The 13,668-nt window shown below is 54.3% G+C and carries 14 protein-coding genes; 11 read left to right on the forward strand and 3 right to left on the reverse strand.

What is annotated here, in order from left to right; all coding sequences use genetic code 11:
- The first annotated feature begins 1 nt into the window (after position 1).
- The 10 genes from J6J28_RS02650 to J6J28_RS02695 all read left to right on the forward strand — a co-directional run bounded on the left by J6J28_RS02650 (position 2) and on the right by J6J28_RS02695 (position 9,054).
- Positions 2–772: a heme ABC transporter permease gene (locus J6J28_RS02650; RefSeq protein ID WP_301719777.1), complete on the forward strand. Its 771-nt coding sequence runs from the start codon at positions 2–4 to the stop codon at positions 770–772.
- A complete protein-coding gene (ccmD, locus tag J6J28_RS02655; RefSeq protein WP_301719778.1) occupies positions 772–972 on the forward strand; it encodes a heme exporter protein CcmD in 201 nt (66 codons plus the stop codon). Before J6J28_RS02650 ends, ccmD begins: the two co-directional genes overlap by 1 nt.
- 5 nt (positions 973–977) lie before the next feature.
- Complete coding sequence (gene ccmE / locus J6J28_RS02660) at positions 978–1,466, forward strand: cytochrome c maturation protein CcmE (protein WP_301719779.1); 489 nt, start codon at positions 978–980, stop codon at positions 1,464–1,466.
- Positions 1,463–3,418: a heme lyase CcmF/NrfE family subunit gene (locus J6J28_RS02665; protein ID WP_301719780.1), complete on the forward strand. Its 1,956-nt coding sequence runs from the start codon at positions 1,463–1,465 to the stop codon at positions 3,416–3,418. The genes ccmE and J6J28_RS02665 overlap by 4 nt, the downstream gene beginning before the upstream one ends.
- The gene (locus J6J28_RS02670) at positions 3,415–3,969 is read left to right on the forward strand and encodes a DsbE family thiol:disulfide interchange protein (protein ID WP_301719781.1); all 555 of its coding nucleotides are present in this window, start codon (positions 3,415–3,417) and stop codon (positions 3,967–3,969) included. Before J6J28_RS02665 ends, J6J28_RS02670 begins: the two co-directional genes overlap by 4 nt.
- On the forward strand, positions 3,969–4,463 hold the full coding sequence (locus J6J28_RS02675; protein WP_301719782.1) for a cytochrome c-type biogenesis protein: 495 nt from the start codon (positions 3,969–3,971) through the stop codon (positions 4,461–4,463). The genes J6J28_RS02670 and J6J28_RS02675 overlap by 1 nt, the downstream gene beginning before the upstream one ends.
- Positions 4,460–5,695 (forward strand): c-type cytochrome biogenesis protein CcmI, encoded by a 1,236-nt coding sequence (ccmI, locus tag J6J28_RS02680; protein WP_301719783.1) that lies wholly within the window; start codon positions 4,460–4,462, stop codon positions 5,693–5,695. The genes J6J28_RS02675 and ccmI overlap by 4 nt, the downstream gene beginning before the upstream one ends.
- Before the next feature lie 12 nt (positions 5,696–5,707).
- On the forward strand, positions 5,708–6,457 hold the full coding sequence (locus tag J6J28_RS02685; RefSeq protein WP_301719784.1) for an MlaA family lipoprotein: 750 nt from the start codon (positions 5,708–5,710) through the stop codon (positions 6,455–6,457).
- Between the two features lie 15 nt (positions 6,458–6,472).
- Entirely contained in the window at positions 6,473–7,357 is an 885-nt protein-coding gene (gene galU, locus J6J28_RS02690) for a UTP--glucose-1-phosphate uridylyltransferase GalU (RefSeq protein WP_301719786.1), read from the forward strand.
- Positions 7,358–7,503: 146 nt separating this feature from the next.
- Entirely contained in the window at positions 7,504–9,054 is a 1,551-nt protein-coding gene (locus J6J28_RS02695) for a peptide MFS transporter (RefSeq protein WP_301719787.1), read from the forward strand.
- A gap of 1 nt (position 9,055) precedes the next feature.
- On the opposite strand, the gene J6J28_RS02700 is transcribed toward J6J28_RS02695, so the two are convergent.
- From J6J28_RS02700 to cmoA, 3 genes are read right to left on the reverse strand one after another with little or no spacing between them, the layout of a single operon-like run.
- Positions 9,056–9,958, reverse strand: coding sequence for a LysR family transcriptional regulator (locus tag J6J28_RS02700; protein WP_301719788.1), 903 nt, complete (start codon positions 9,956–9,958; stop codon positions 9,056–9,058).
- A 13-nt stretch (positions 9,959–9,971) separates the two neighbouring features.
- Positions 9,972–10,943, reverse strand: a complete 972-nt coding sequence (cmoB, locus tag J6J28_RS02705) for a tRNA 5-methoxyuridine(34)/uridine 5-oxyacetic acid(34) synthase CmoB (RefSeq protein WP_301719789.1) — start codon at positions 10,941–10,943, stop codon at positions 9,972–9,974.
- 44 nt (positions 10,944–10,987) lie between these two features.
- A complete protein-coding gene (cmoA, locus tag J6J28_RS02710) occupies positions 10,988–11,725 on the reverse strand; it encodes a carboxy-S-adenosyl-L-methionine synthase CmoA (RefSeq protein ID WP_301719790.1) in 738 nt (245 codons plus the stop codon).
- A 168-nt stretch (positions 11,726–11,893) separates the two neighbouring features.
- Here cmoA and aspS point away from each other — a divergent pair, with 168 nt between their 5' ends.
- On the forward strand, positions 11,894–13,666 hold the full coding sequence (gene aspS / locus J6J28_RS02715) for an aspartate--tRNA ligase (protein WP_301719791.1): 1,773 nt from the start codon (positions 11,894–11,896) through the stop codon (positions 13,664–13,666).
- Positions 13,667–13,668: the final 2 nt, after the last annotated feature.

Here is a 13,668-nt window from a genome sequence, read left to right on the forward strand (position 1 = left end):
CATGTGGCGCTGGTTACATCCTTACGCAAAACCGGAAGTTGTCTATCATTTGCTTGGCCGCTGGCAACCCTGGCTGAGCATCACAGCAGCACTGACCCTGGGGCTAGGAATTGTGTGGGGATTAGTGTTTGCGCCGGCGGACTATCAGCAAGGCGATAGTTACCGCATCATCTTTGTGCATGTGCCAACTGCAATGTTTTCCATGAGTCTTTATATTGCTCTGGCCATAGCAGCCTTTGTCGGACGTGTGTGGCAGCTGAAAATGGCGGACTGGGGATTGGCAGCGATTGCACCAGTAGGACTGACGTTCACCTTCATCTCGCTGGTGACTGGCGCTATCTGGGGCAAACCCATGTGGGGCACCTGGTGGGAGTGGGATGCACGACTCACTTCGCAGCTGATTTTATTCTTTCTCTACGTTGGCGTACTGGCGCTCTATCATGCCTTCAGTGATCAGCGGAATGGCGCCAAAGCTGCCGGGATTCTGGCCATGGTGGGGGTCATCAACATTCCCATCATCCGTTATTCTGTGGAGTGGTGGAATACTCTGCATCAGGGTGCGACATTGACCGTGTTTGAGCGGCCACCTATGGCAACCAGTATGCTCATTCCTTTATTAGTTTCTATTTTGGGTTTTGGCCTGCTCGCGGGCGCTTTGATTGTGCAGCGTATGCGCAATGAAATTCTGCGGCAGGAGCTGCGCCGCCCCTGGGTCAAGCACGTGTTGAATCAGGACCGGGCAACGGAACTTAGTAAGACGGAGCAAGCCTAATGGTGTTCGATAACTTGCAGGCCTTTATTGCAATGGGCGGCTACGGCTTTTATGTTTGGCTGGCCTTTGGGATCAGTTTTGCTGCAATCGCCGTATTGGTCATTAGTGGTTTAACTGCACGGCGTAAATTGCAGCGTGAATTTGTCAAAGAGCAACGGCGACAAGAGCGTCTGGCGCAACGGAAGAGAGAGGTATCCTAGTGGCGATGAATCCCCGACGAAAAAAGCGGTTAACCTGGACGCTTGGCTTAATTGCCGGCGTGGCTGTGGCCTTTAGTATTATTCTGTATGCGCTATCGCAGAACATTGATCTGTTCTACACCCCCACTGAAGTGGTTGAGGGCAAAGGCAAAAATGCTCTTAAACCTGAAGTGGGTCAACGCCTGCGGATTGGCGGTATGGTGGTTGAAGATTCGGTCAAGCGTGATCCGGAAACCCTTGAGGTGGAGTTTCGGGTTACGGACATAGGTCCTGAAGTCAAAATTTTATACACCGGTATTCTGCCGGACTTGTTCCGGGAGGGACAAGGTATTGTTGCGCAGGGTGTTATGGTCGAGCCGCGGGTGATGAAAGCGACCGAGGTGTTAGCCAAACATGATGAAGAATACATGCCACCAGAGCTTGCTGAACAGATGAAAGGTATCAAACACGTCAACCCGAACCAGCCTGATGCGTTCGAAGGATCCACCCCATGATCGCTGAAGTAGGACAATTTGCCCTGGCGCTGGCGCTGGCATTCTCGCTGGTACTGGCAGTTTATCCGATGTGGGGAGCCTACAAAGGCCATAGCGGCGCGATGTTGTTGGCGCGGCCTTTGGCCTATGGTCAATTTTTGTTCACCGCGATCGCCTACGCAGCGCTGACCTGGGCTTTTGTTGTGAATGACTTCAGCGTTGCTTATGTGGCGGCGAACTCCAACACACAATTGCCTCTGGCCTATCGTATCACCGCGGTCTGGGGCTCTCACGAAGGTTCGTTTCTGTTGTGGATGCTGATGCAGGCCGGCTGGATTGCGGCGGTGGCGATGTTCTCGCGGCGTATGCCGGTGACCATGATGGCCCGGGTTCTGGCAATTCTGGGTCTGATCAGCGTCGGCTTCTATTTATTTATGCTCAGCGTGTCGAACCCGTTCGACCGTGTGCTGCCGTGGATCCCGGTCGACGGCCGTGACTTGAACCCGTTACTGCAAGACCCGGGGATGATCATTCACCCGCCATTGCTCTACATGGGTTATGTTGGCTTTTCCGTGGCTTTCGCCTTTGCCATTGCCGCATTGCTGACCGGTAAATTGGATGCCGCCTGGGCGCGCTGGTCACGGCCATGGGCTACTGCTGCCTGGGCGTTTTTGACCCTGGGTATTGCGCTGGGCAGCTGGTGGGCCTACTACGAGCTCGGTTGGGGCGGTTGGTGGTTCTGGGATCCGGTTGAAAATGCCAGCTTTATGCCTTGGCTGGTGGGTACGGCACTGATCCACTCCTTAGCCGTAACAGAAAAACGCGGCGCCTTTAAATCATGGACGGTGCTATTGGCTATCTCAGCCTTTAGTCTGAGTTTGCTGGGAACCTTTCTGGTCCGCTCAGGGGTGATTGTTTCCGTGCATGCGTTTGCGACTGACCCGGCCCGTGGTTTGTTTATACTGGGCTTATTAGGCGTCGTCATTGGTGGCTCATTGCTGTTGTTCGCGCTACGCGGTGGCGTGGTCAACAGCCACACCAAGTACGAAGCGGTGTCACGTGAAGTCATGTTGCTGGGCAATAATATCTTGCTGATGGCGGCCACCCTGGTGGTGCTGCTGGGCACTTTACTGCCGCTGGTGCATAAAGAACTGGGGCTTGGCTCCATTTCCATTGGCGTGCCTTTCTTCAACCAGATGTTTACCTGGCTGATCGTGCCCTTTGTGGCGCTGATGGGCTTAGGGCCGTTATTCCGCTGGCGCCGGCAGGACTTACAGCCGCTGCGCAACAGTCTGGCATTGGCATTAGCGCTGGCACTTGGATTGGGATATTTGCTGCCAGCGGTGCTGGCCGAGCAGGTGCAGGCGATGGCGGTGCTGGGACTGGTGATGGCATTCTGGATCACGCTGACGCTGGTGACTGAACTCAAGCTACGCATCAAACAGCGCAATCAGGGGCTGGCAGGGCTGACCAAACTCGGGCGCAGTCACTGGGGCATGGTTCTGGGGCATTTAGGCTTCGCGGTGGCGTTGATTGGCATCGGTGCAGTCTCCCAATATGAGATCGAGCGTGATGTTCGCCTGGCGCCCGGGGACAGCGTCATGGTGCAAGGTTACCGGTTCCAGTTTGAGGAACTGAGCCAACGCCGCGGGCCGAATTATCTCACGGATCATGCTGAGTTCTCGGTCTACTCCGGTGAGCGTAAGATCGCTGACCTGGTGACCGAAAAGCGTTTTTACACCGTACAAAAGATGAGTATGACGGAAGTAGGTCTTGATGCAGGCTTTACCCGTGACCTCTATGTCGCGCTAGGTGAGCCTCTGGACAATAGTGATGCGTGGGCGGTACGAATCTACGTTAAGCCTTTTATCCGCTGGATCTGGCTAGGCGCCTTGTTGATGGCGCTGGGCGGCTTGTTAGCGATAACCGACAAACGTTACCGGGCCTTTCGCAAGGCCGGAGGTGAGCGATGAGTAAGCAATGGCGGTGGGTCGTATTGTTGTTGCCACTGCTGGCATTTTTAGTGCTGGTGGGCTTTTTGATGCGCGGTCTGTTCTCCGATCCAACAGAGCTGAGTTCAGCGTTGGTCGGTAAGCCCGTGCCGCAGTTTAGCGTGCCGGATATTTATGATCCCACCCAGATTTATACCGAAGAAGTGCTCAAGGGTGAGCCGATGCTGCTAAATGTCTGGGCCACCTGGTGCCCGACCTGTCGCGCTGAGCATGAGTACCTGAATCAGTTGGCCGCAGAAGGGGTCACCATTATCGGTCTGAATTATAAAGACGATTCTCGAGATAAGGCGATCAACTGGCTGAATACCTTAGGTGACCCCTATCGGTTGAATCTGTTTGACGCAAATGGCGCCGTTGCACTTGAATTTGGTGTGTACGGTGCGCCGGAAACCTTTCTGATTGATGCCGATGGCAGCATTCGATACCGCCACGTTGGTGATGTCAATGAACGCGTATGGCAAGGTGAGCTGGGACAACGTTATCGGGCGCTAACTGGAAAAGGGGAAGGCTAATGCGTAGTTTCTGTAAGGCAACTTTGGTCGCGGCGCTGTTGGTGGTATTGGCAGCGGCAGTTGCTACGTCCGCCCAGGCTCAGGAGACGGAGGTTTACACCTTTGAAGAGCCCGCCAAGGACGCACTTTTTAAGGAACTCATTACTGAACTGCGCTGCCCTAAATGTCAGAACCAAAGCATTGCCGACTCTGATGCCGAACTGGCCCGGGACTTACGCGATCGCACCTATTTAATGGTGCAACGTGGTGCGAGCAAACAGGAAGTGATTGATTATATGGTCGCGCGTTACGGTGACTTTGTGCACTATCAACCGCCGATGACGGTTGCCACCAGCATTCTTTGGTGGGGACCCTTTGCGGTATTGGCCATTGGTGCATTGGTGGTTTTGGTTCGGGTACGTAGCCAGCGCAAAACTGAAGTTGAGCTAAGTGACGAAGATCGTGCGCGCCTTGAGCACCTGCGCAGCGCACAACAAGAGGATAAAGATTCATGAGCTGGATGATTATAACCAGCATGGTGGTACTGGCGCTGCTGGCGCTCGTTCTGGTGGTGGTGTTCGGTGCGCGGCAACAGGCCCAGCGCCACACGCGTCTGGACGTCAACCGCGAATTGTATGAGCAACGGCGACGGGAGCTGGCGCAGGAACACGCCGAAGGCTTATTAACAGATAAGGCGCTCAGCGCTGCGGAACATGAGCTTGATAAGCGCTTTATCAGTGAAAATACCGAGCTGGAACAGTTGCAGGAGCGAGCGATTGGCAGCGGCATCTGGCTGCCGGCGTTTATTATTGTCGGCCTGGGGATTATCGGTTACGTTTTGTTTGGCAGCTGGCAACAGCAAAGCTACGCTGAGCAGGCCAGACAGGCACTGCCGCAACTGGCTGAGAAAGTTATTTCCAATCAGCAGGCAGCACCTACAGCCGAGGAACTGCGGCTGTTTGCGTTAGGGCTGCGGCAACGTCTGCAAGAGGACGGTGGTGACGCTTTGGCGTGGATGTTGTATGCGCGAGCCGCGGCAGCGTTGCAACGTTATGAGGAGGCCCTGGCGGCCTATGAGCGCGCTTATCAGATGGATAACGAGCGTCCGGCGGTGTTATTGGGTTATGCACAGCTACTGATTAACGTAGGCGGCGCCGAGCGCTTGCAACAGGCCGCACAGCTGTTGTCCAAACTGCTGCGAGTCGACCCACAAAATACCGACGCATTGTCGCTCACCGGTGCCGTCGCCTATCAGCTGGGGGACTGGCAGCAGGCCGTGCAGGCCTGGTCAATCCTGTTACAGGTGATGCCAGAGGACGACTCACGCTATGCGGCGGTGCAAACCGCTTTAGCGGATGCCGAGCAACGGTTGGCCGGAACGCAACAGGAGTTAGTGGTTACTGTCGCGCTCGCCGACGAGTTACGCGAACAAGTGCCTGAGCAAGCGACCTTATTCGTGTTCGTGAAAGCGCCGGATGGCGCCCCTATGCCCGCGGCAGTGGTGCGACAGGCTGTGACTGAATTCCCGGTTGAGGTTCGCCTGTCTGATGCTAACGCGATGCTGCCTGACTATAAAATGAGCCAGCTCAGCCAGTGGCAAGTCGAGGCACGTATTTCAACGGATGATCGAATCGAAATAAGTGCCGGCGATCTGGGCACTGCAGCGCAAACCATCGCAGCGGAGCCAGATGCCAGTGTGACCCTGACCATTGACCAGATCCTTGAACCGTCATCGCGGCAAGATTAGAAGGAGCGACTCTTGAAAGCCTATTTTCTACCTATACTCATTGTTTTACTTGGGCTGAGCGGTTGCGCGACAGCCCCTGATGATAACTACAGCAACCCTCGCGACCCCTTTGAAGAATTCAACCGGGAAGCCTGGGACTTTAACCAGAGCCTTGATGATTATGTGGTGTGGCCGGTGGCGCGCACCTATGGCAAGATCCCGCAGCCGGTGCGTACGGGCTTACTTAATGCGGCCGAAAATCTGGGCGAACCTTCGCACCTGCTGAATAATACGCTGCAAGGTAAATTTAAGGATGCCGGGGTATCGTTCTGGCGTTTTCTGATTAACAGTACCGTGGGCGTGCTTGGGGTATTTGACGTGGCCACGCCGATGGGGCTGACGGTGCGTGAAGAAGCTTTCGGCCAAACGCTGGCGGTATGGGGGGTAAGTGACGGTCCTTACCTGATGTTGCCCGCATTAGGGCCGACGGTCCCTGTCGATCGTGGCGGTGATGTGGTTGATGGGCTCTATTTCCCGCTGGACGATTTGAATTCCCCACTGAGCATCGCCCGGCTGTCCATTAAATTATTGGAAAAACGCCTGCAGTTGCAGGAACAGCAAGCGTTGATGCAAAACTCTCTGGATCCCTACAGCTTTGTTCGCGAAGCTTACTTTCAGAACTGGCGTGATCAGGTCTACGACGGCAACCCGCCAGCGGAGTTGACTGAAGAGGAAGGCCTGGAAGATCTAGGCGATGATTTTTATGACCAGTTTGACGACTAACAAGGACTTGATGACATGGTAAAAAAAGTAGTCATCCCCGTTGCCGGTCTTGGTACACGGATGTTACCCGCCACTAAGGCGATCCCAAAAGAAATGCTGCCGCTGGTCGATCGACCTCTGATCCAGTTTATCGTGGAAGAGTGCGCGGCGGCGGGGCTTACCGACATTATTCTGGTGACCCATTCGAGTAAGAACTCGATTGAGAACCATTTTGATACCAGCTTTGAGCTGGAAACCACACTAGAACAGCGGGTTAAGCGGCAGTTGCTGGCTGAAGTTCAGGCCATTACCCCGCCAGGCGTAACCATTATGCACGTTCGGCAGGGCGTTGCTAAAGGGCTGGGCCATGCGGTGTTATGCGCGCGCCCCTTGATTGATGATCAGCCGTTTGCAGTAGTACTGCCCGACGTACTGGTGGATAGCGCAAGCTGCGATATGAAGCGCGATAACCTCGCCGAGATGATTCGCAACTTCGATGATAGCGGTGCGGCACAGGTCATGGTGGAGAAAGTACCGCGTGACAAAGTGAATCAGTACGGTATTGCCGATATCAGCGGCGCCGAACTTGCGCCAGGTGAACAGGCGCCTATCAAACAGCTGGTGGAGAAACCCGCCGTCGATAAAGCTCCGTCAGACCTTGCCGTGGTCGGCCGGTATGTCTTCCCCGCGGCGCTGTGGGAGCTGCTCGAACGCACCCCCGTTGGCGCTGGCAATGAAGTCCAGCTGACGGATGCAATGGACATGCTGCTGGCGCGGCAACCGGTGCATGCCTATTACATGAAAGGGCGCAGCAACGATTGTGGCAACAAACTTGGCTATGCGCAGGCATTCGTAGAACATGCCCTGCGTCACCCCGAACTGGGCAAAGCGATGCAGGCCTGGCTCAAGTCCCAACTCTAACTCCAAGCAAGGGCTGCCCTTACGCTAAGGGCAGCCCCTCCTGTTAATTCTGCAATTGATCGTTTTCTATTTCCTTTTGCGTGCGAAATCGGTAGGGTAATACGGTTTTGAACGCTTATAACAACAACTAGTGAAGGCAAATAGGTATGGAACCTAAGAATATTCAACCACAGGACAATGGTTTTTTCGGCCAGCCGGCCGGTTTGCAAACCTTGTTCTTTACCGAAATGTGGGAACGCATGAGCTATTACGGCATGCGTGCGCTTTTAGTACTTTTTATGACCGCTGCCCTTCAGGAAGGCGGATTAGGCATGACTGTAGCGGTAGCAACAGCTATCTATGGTCTCTACACAGGTGCAGTTTATTTCATGGGCCTGCCCGGCGGCTGGATTGCTGACCGTCTGATCGGTGGCCAGCGTGCGACCTGGTACGGCGGTATCGTGATCATGTGTGGTCACATTGTTCTGGCCATCCCCTCTAATACCTCGTTCTTCCTTGGTTTGATCCTGGTGGTGCTGGGTACTGGTATGCTGAAGCCGAATATCAGTGCGTTGGTCGGCCAGCTTTATGACGAAGGTGATGACCGTCGCGATGCGGGCTACACCCTGTATTACATGGGTATCAACATTGGTTCACTGATCGGTTACCTGGTCACCGGTTATCTGATGGAAAATGTAGGCTGGCATTGGGCCTTCGGTGCCGCTGCGGTAGGTATGTTCTTCGGTTTGGTGCAGTACCGTGCGACTTTACCGAAGCTGGGAGCCATTGGTTCTGATGCACCTAAGCCACTATCGCCTCGTGGTCAGCGTATTAGTTGGTCCGTGATCGTCTTGTTCCTCATTGGTCTGGGGGCTGTCTTTATCGGTACCACGACCGGCGCAATGACCATCGATCCGGTTGCCATTGCACAATACGTCGCCTTAGCTGCCACCATCGTGTTCTTTGTTTATTACCTGAGTATCTTCATTTTCGGCAACCTTACCAAAAATGAAGCCAAGCGTCTGGGCGCTCTGTTCCTGGTGTGTATCGCTTCGATCTGCTTCTGGGCCGGGTTCGAGCAGGCGGGGTCGTCATTGAACCTGTTTGCGCGCGACCTGACCGACCGTATGGTGGGTTCGTTTGAAATCCCCACGCCATGGTTCCAGATGCTGAACTCGGGCTTCCTGATTGTGTTGTCGCCATTCTTTGCTGCGTTATGGGTCAACCTGACCAAACGTATGATTAACCCATCTTATGGCTTTAAGAGCGCATTGGGTCTGATCATCATGGCCAGTGGCTTCATCCTGATGTTCCTGGCGTCACAGGCAGCTGCATCAGGCATGAAAGTATCACCTAACTGGCTGGTTGCGGTGTACTTCCTGCATACGGTTGGTGAGCTGTGCCTGAGCCCGGTTGCACTGAGTGCGGTAAGTAAATTAGCGCCACGGCGGATGGCTGGCCAGATGATGGGTATTTTCGTCCTGACCTATTCCATCGGTAGCCTGCTGGCGGGTCTGATTGCTGGTAACCTGGATCCGGAAAACACCTCAACCATGCCTGACATGTACATGCAGATCACCTTATTTGGTATCGGTGTTGGTGTGGTGGTCTTCTTCGTCTCGCTGAAAACGCGTAAATGGGAAGAGCTTGCGGGTCAACCTGATCCTGAGCACGTAGCGATCAATGCTAATGAGCCTATAGATAAACCTAAATTCTAAATTAGGCTAGCGTGTTGGTGAGTTCGCTCACCAACATATCGTAAAGTAACCGGGCACATGGCCCGGTTTTTTCGTTTTTAGGCAGGACCAGATACATGCCACCCTCGCGTCGGGAGCTGCCGGAAAGGCTCAACTCAACCAGGTTTTCGGCATTTCTGGTAACAAAGGGCGGTAGCCAACAAAAGCCGATGCCGGCCTCTACCAGCGGTAAAGCTTCATTAAAATTGTTCACAGTCCAGCGCTGCTCGGCCTTTAGCCAGCCTTCGGCTTCAACGGGCTTACGCGCGGTATCGCGAATCACGACCTGCAGGTACTGACTGAGTTGATCCGGACTGATGGGTTGGGGAAATTGTGCCAACGGATGGTCACTGGCCACCACCAACTGCATCCGATAGTTGCTTAATGGCTCGCCGACGATGCCGCGGGGCAGCTGATGGCTGATGACAATGTCTGCAGACTGGTCAATGATGGCTTCAACGGAGCCGGTCAGAACAGTGTCTTCAATGACTAAACGACTACCACGGCTGTGGAGCTGAAACTCGCGCAGCACCGGTAATAACGTGTTGCGATCAAAGACCATTTCAACGGCGAGCTTAATCTCCGGCTCCCAGCCCTGTTTCAGGTTCTGTGCCAGCTGTTCGAGCTCGGTGACCAGCACGGTTAATTGCCGTGAGCGGCGCAACATGACCTCACCAATGTTGGTTAACTCTGCTTTGCGGCCTACTACCTGCAACAGTTTAACGCCCAGGCTTTCCTGCAATTTCGCCACAGCATGATTCATTGAACTCTGGCTTTTGTTGATAGCTTCAGCCGCCCGGGCATAACCACCGTAGTCGACCACCGCTTGCAGAATACGCCATTGTTCGAGCGTGGTTTTGGGACGGTAATTCGGTGGCGTAGACATAAGCGGCACTTCCTCAAACGTTAGCAATGACCACCGCGCGCCGTGGCGCGGGGTAGCCTTCGATGGTTCTGCTGGGATCATCGGGGTCAAGGAAATCAGCCAGAGATTGTCCGGTCATCCATTCGGTAGCCCGCTGTTCGCTGACGTCGGTCATAGACTCATCGACCACGCGCACATTGCTAAAACCGCAGCGCTCCAGCCAGTGTACTAAGGCCTGAGTACTGGGGATAAACCAGACATTGCGCATTTTTGCATAGGTTTGGCCAGGCACAAGTACGGTAGTGACGTCGCCTTCAACCACTAAGGTTTCCAGCACCAGCTGTCCACCTTTACGTAGTTGTGCGTGCAGCTGGGTAAGAAAATCAATCGGTGAACGCCGGTGATAAAGTACCCCCATACTAAAAACGGTATCAAAAGCCGCCAGTTCGGGCAGATCTTCCACGCCGACAGGAAACCAGTGCGCGCGGGCCTGCAGCTCTGCTGGCATAAAATGCCGAACGGCGAGAAATTGCGCCAGAAATAACTGTCCGGGGTCAACCCCCCAAACCTGTGCAGCACCACTTTCAAGCATACGCCATAAATGGTAGCCGCTGCCGCACCCCACATCGAGCACTTGCTGGCCGGTCAGGTCACCGATATGCGGCGCGACCCGCTGCCATTTATAATCTGAGCGCCACTCGGTGTCGATGCTGACGCCGTGCAAATCGAAGGGGCCCTTGCGCCAGGGCGTGAGTTGCTGCAATAAGCCGCGGATGCGCTGCTGCTGGCCATCACTGACCTGCTCGGCACGAACGGTCACGGTATCGGTCAACTGCACCTGCTCTGCGGGCAGCGTTGGGAGTTGCTCGACGCAGCGCAGCCATTTGCGCAGCTCCCCGTGTTGTTGCTCGCGCTGCCAGTGATCCAGCTGCGCCGGTAAGTGAGTGAGCCAATGCCGTAGTGGCGATTGCGCCAGGGCAATCAGGTCATCTTTGAATACGTCCATAGCTATCCATTTATCATTCGGTACATGAAAAGGCGAACTGCCTGTTATTTCGCTGCCAGCAGGGCGGCAAAGTTATAGCACTGAAACCATACCTGCACCGCTTTAAAGCCGGCATCCTGTAAGCGTTGCTGATGCGTCGCCAGGGAGTCGACCCGCATCACGTTTTCAATGGCTGCACGCTTTTGACTTATCTCAAGCTCACTGTACCCGTTTGCGCGTTTGAACTCATGGTGCAAATCGACCAGCACCTCGTTAAGTTGCTCATTGTCGCTTTTAAACTTCTCCGAGAGTAGTAACACGCCGCCCGGCTTCAACCCCGTGTAGATGCGTTGTAACAGCTGCTGGCGTTCGTCTTGGGGGATAAATTGCAGGGTAAAATTCATGGTGACCACTGAGGCGTTGTCGATGGCAAGTTCGCGCACGTCAGTACAGACGACTTCGGCCGGCGTATCGCTACGGTAACCTTGCAGATGCAGGCGGCAACGTTCCACCATCGCTGCTGAGTTATCAGCGGCAATAATCTTCACGCCGGCGTGCCCGGACAGGTTTTGTCGCATCGCTAAAGTGGCCGCGCCCAGTGAACAGCCTAAATCGTAGATGGTGCTGTCTGGTTGCGCGAAGCGCTGAGTCAGCTGGCCAATCCCATGCAGGATACTCTGGTAGCCGGGAACCGACCGATTAATCATATCGGGAAAGACCTCAACCACGCGCTGATCAAATACAAAATCGCTCACCTGAGTGAGGGGTTCAGCAAAAATCGCATCTTTCTTGCTTTCGTGCACGGGCTATCCTTCTGTTCACTGGCTTAAGCTAATGCACATAGTTTAGCGTAACGGGTAGGCAAACTTCATTTTTTTCTTTGCCCGATCCGGTCTGTACTACTGACAATCGCTGCCAGTCCGTTATAATGTTGCGCTTTGTAAATTTTAATTTGTGGTAGGGAAAAACCCATGCGTAGCCATTATTGTGGACAGCTTGAAACAAGTCTGGTCGATCAGCAGGTCAATCTGTGTGGTTGGGTCAACAAACGTCGCGACTTAGGCGGTCTGATTTTTATCGATATGCGTGACCGCACAGGTCTGGTGCAAGTGGTGTTCGACCCTGATCAAGCAGCCTTGTTTGAGACCGCGAACAAATTGCGTCAGGAATTTTGTATCCGCCTTAAAGGCACCGTGCGCGCGCGACCTGACAGTCAGGTGAATACCACCATGGCTACCGGCGCTGTGGAAGTGATGGCCGATGAGCTGGAAATTCTCAGCCGCTCGGAACCACTACCGATCGATTTCAACCAACATGTCAGCGAAGAAGCTCGTCTGCGTTTTCGCTACCTGGATCTGCGCCGTCCGAACATGAACCACAATCTACAGTTTCGGGCGCGGGTGACCAGTGCCGTGCGTCGCTTTATGGACGCGGCCGGTTTTCTGGATATTGAAACGCCGATGCTGACGCGTGCCACTCCAGAGGGCGCCCGGGATTACTTAGTGCCGAGTCGGACCTATAAAGGCAAGTTCTTTGCTTTGCCGCAGTCGCCACAGCTGTTTAAGCAACTGCTGATGATGTCAGGCTTTGATCGTTATTACCAAATCGTCAAATGCTTCCGCGACGAAGATTTGCGGGCGGACCGGCAGCCGGAATTTACCCAGATTGATATCGAGACCTCGTTTATGAGCGCCGATCAGGTGATGGATATCACCGAGCAGATGGTGCGTCAGTTGTTCAATGAACTGCTCGAAATTGACCTCGGGAATTTCCCCCGTATGAGCTGGCATGAAGCCATGCAGCGCTTTGGCAGCGACAAACCGGATTTGCGTAATCCGTTAGAACTAGTGGACGTTGCCGACTTGCTTAAAGAGGTCGAATTTAAAGTGTTTGCCGCACCGGCAAATGACCCGAAAGGTCGCGTTGCAGCGCTTAAAGTGCCGGGTAAAGCCGGCGATATTTCGCGTAAAAACATCGACGAGTATACTAACTTTGTTGGCATCTACGGCGCTAAAGGACTGGCCTGGATGAAGGTCAACGACCTTGCCGCGGGTCGCGAGGGCGTGCAGTCGCCGGTACTCAAGTTTATCCCCGATGACGCCTTGCAGGGGATCCTCGAGCGAACTCAGGCTGCGGATGGCGATATTATTTTCTTCGGTGCTGATAATGCCACTGTGGTGGCTGAAGCCCTTGGCGCGTTGCGCTTGAAAGTCGGTGAAGAGCACGGATTCGTTAGTGATGAGTGGCGTCCGCTGTGGGTCGTTGACTTCCCAATGTTTGAAGAGCACGACGGCAGCCTGCATGCGATTCACCATCCATTTACGGCACCCGTTGGCGTGACGCCTGAAGAACTGAAAGCGAATCCGGCGACGACCTTATCCAATGCCTACGATATGGTGCTCAACGGTGTTGAAGTGGGTGGCGGTTCGGTGCGTATCCACGACAATGCAATGCAGCAAGCTGTATTTGAAATTCTGGGCATCGACAAAGAAGAAGCGCAGGAGAAATTCGGCTTCTTGCTGGAAGCCCTGAAGTACGGTACACCTCCGCATGCAGGTCTGGCATTTGGTTTGGATCGCCTGGTGATGTTAATGGTGGGGGCGAGCTCTATTCGTGAAGTCATTGCCTTCCCGAAAACTACTACCGCTGCTTGTGTACTGACCGATGCGCCGGGGCTGGCTAACCCTGCCGCCTTGCAGGAGCTGGGCGTTGCGGTTAGGGTAGCAGAGGAATCTAACGACTAAAG

It is taken from the genome of Pseudidiomarina terrestris (assembly GCF_030466375.1).
In the GTDB taxonomy this organism is placed as follows: Bacteria; Pseudomonadota; Gammaproteobacteria; order Enterobacterales; family Alteromonadaceae; genus Pseudidiomarina; species Pseudidiomarina terrestris.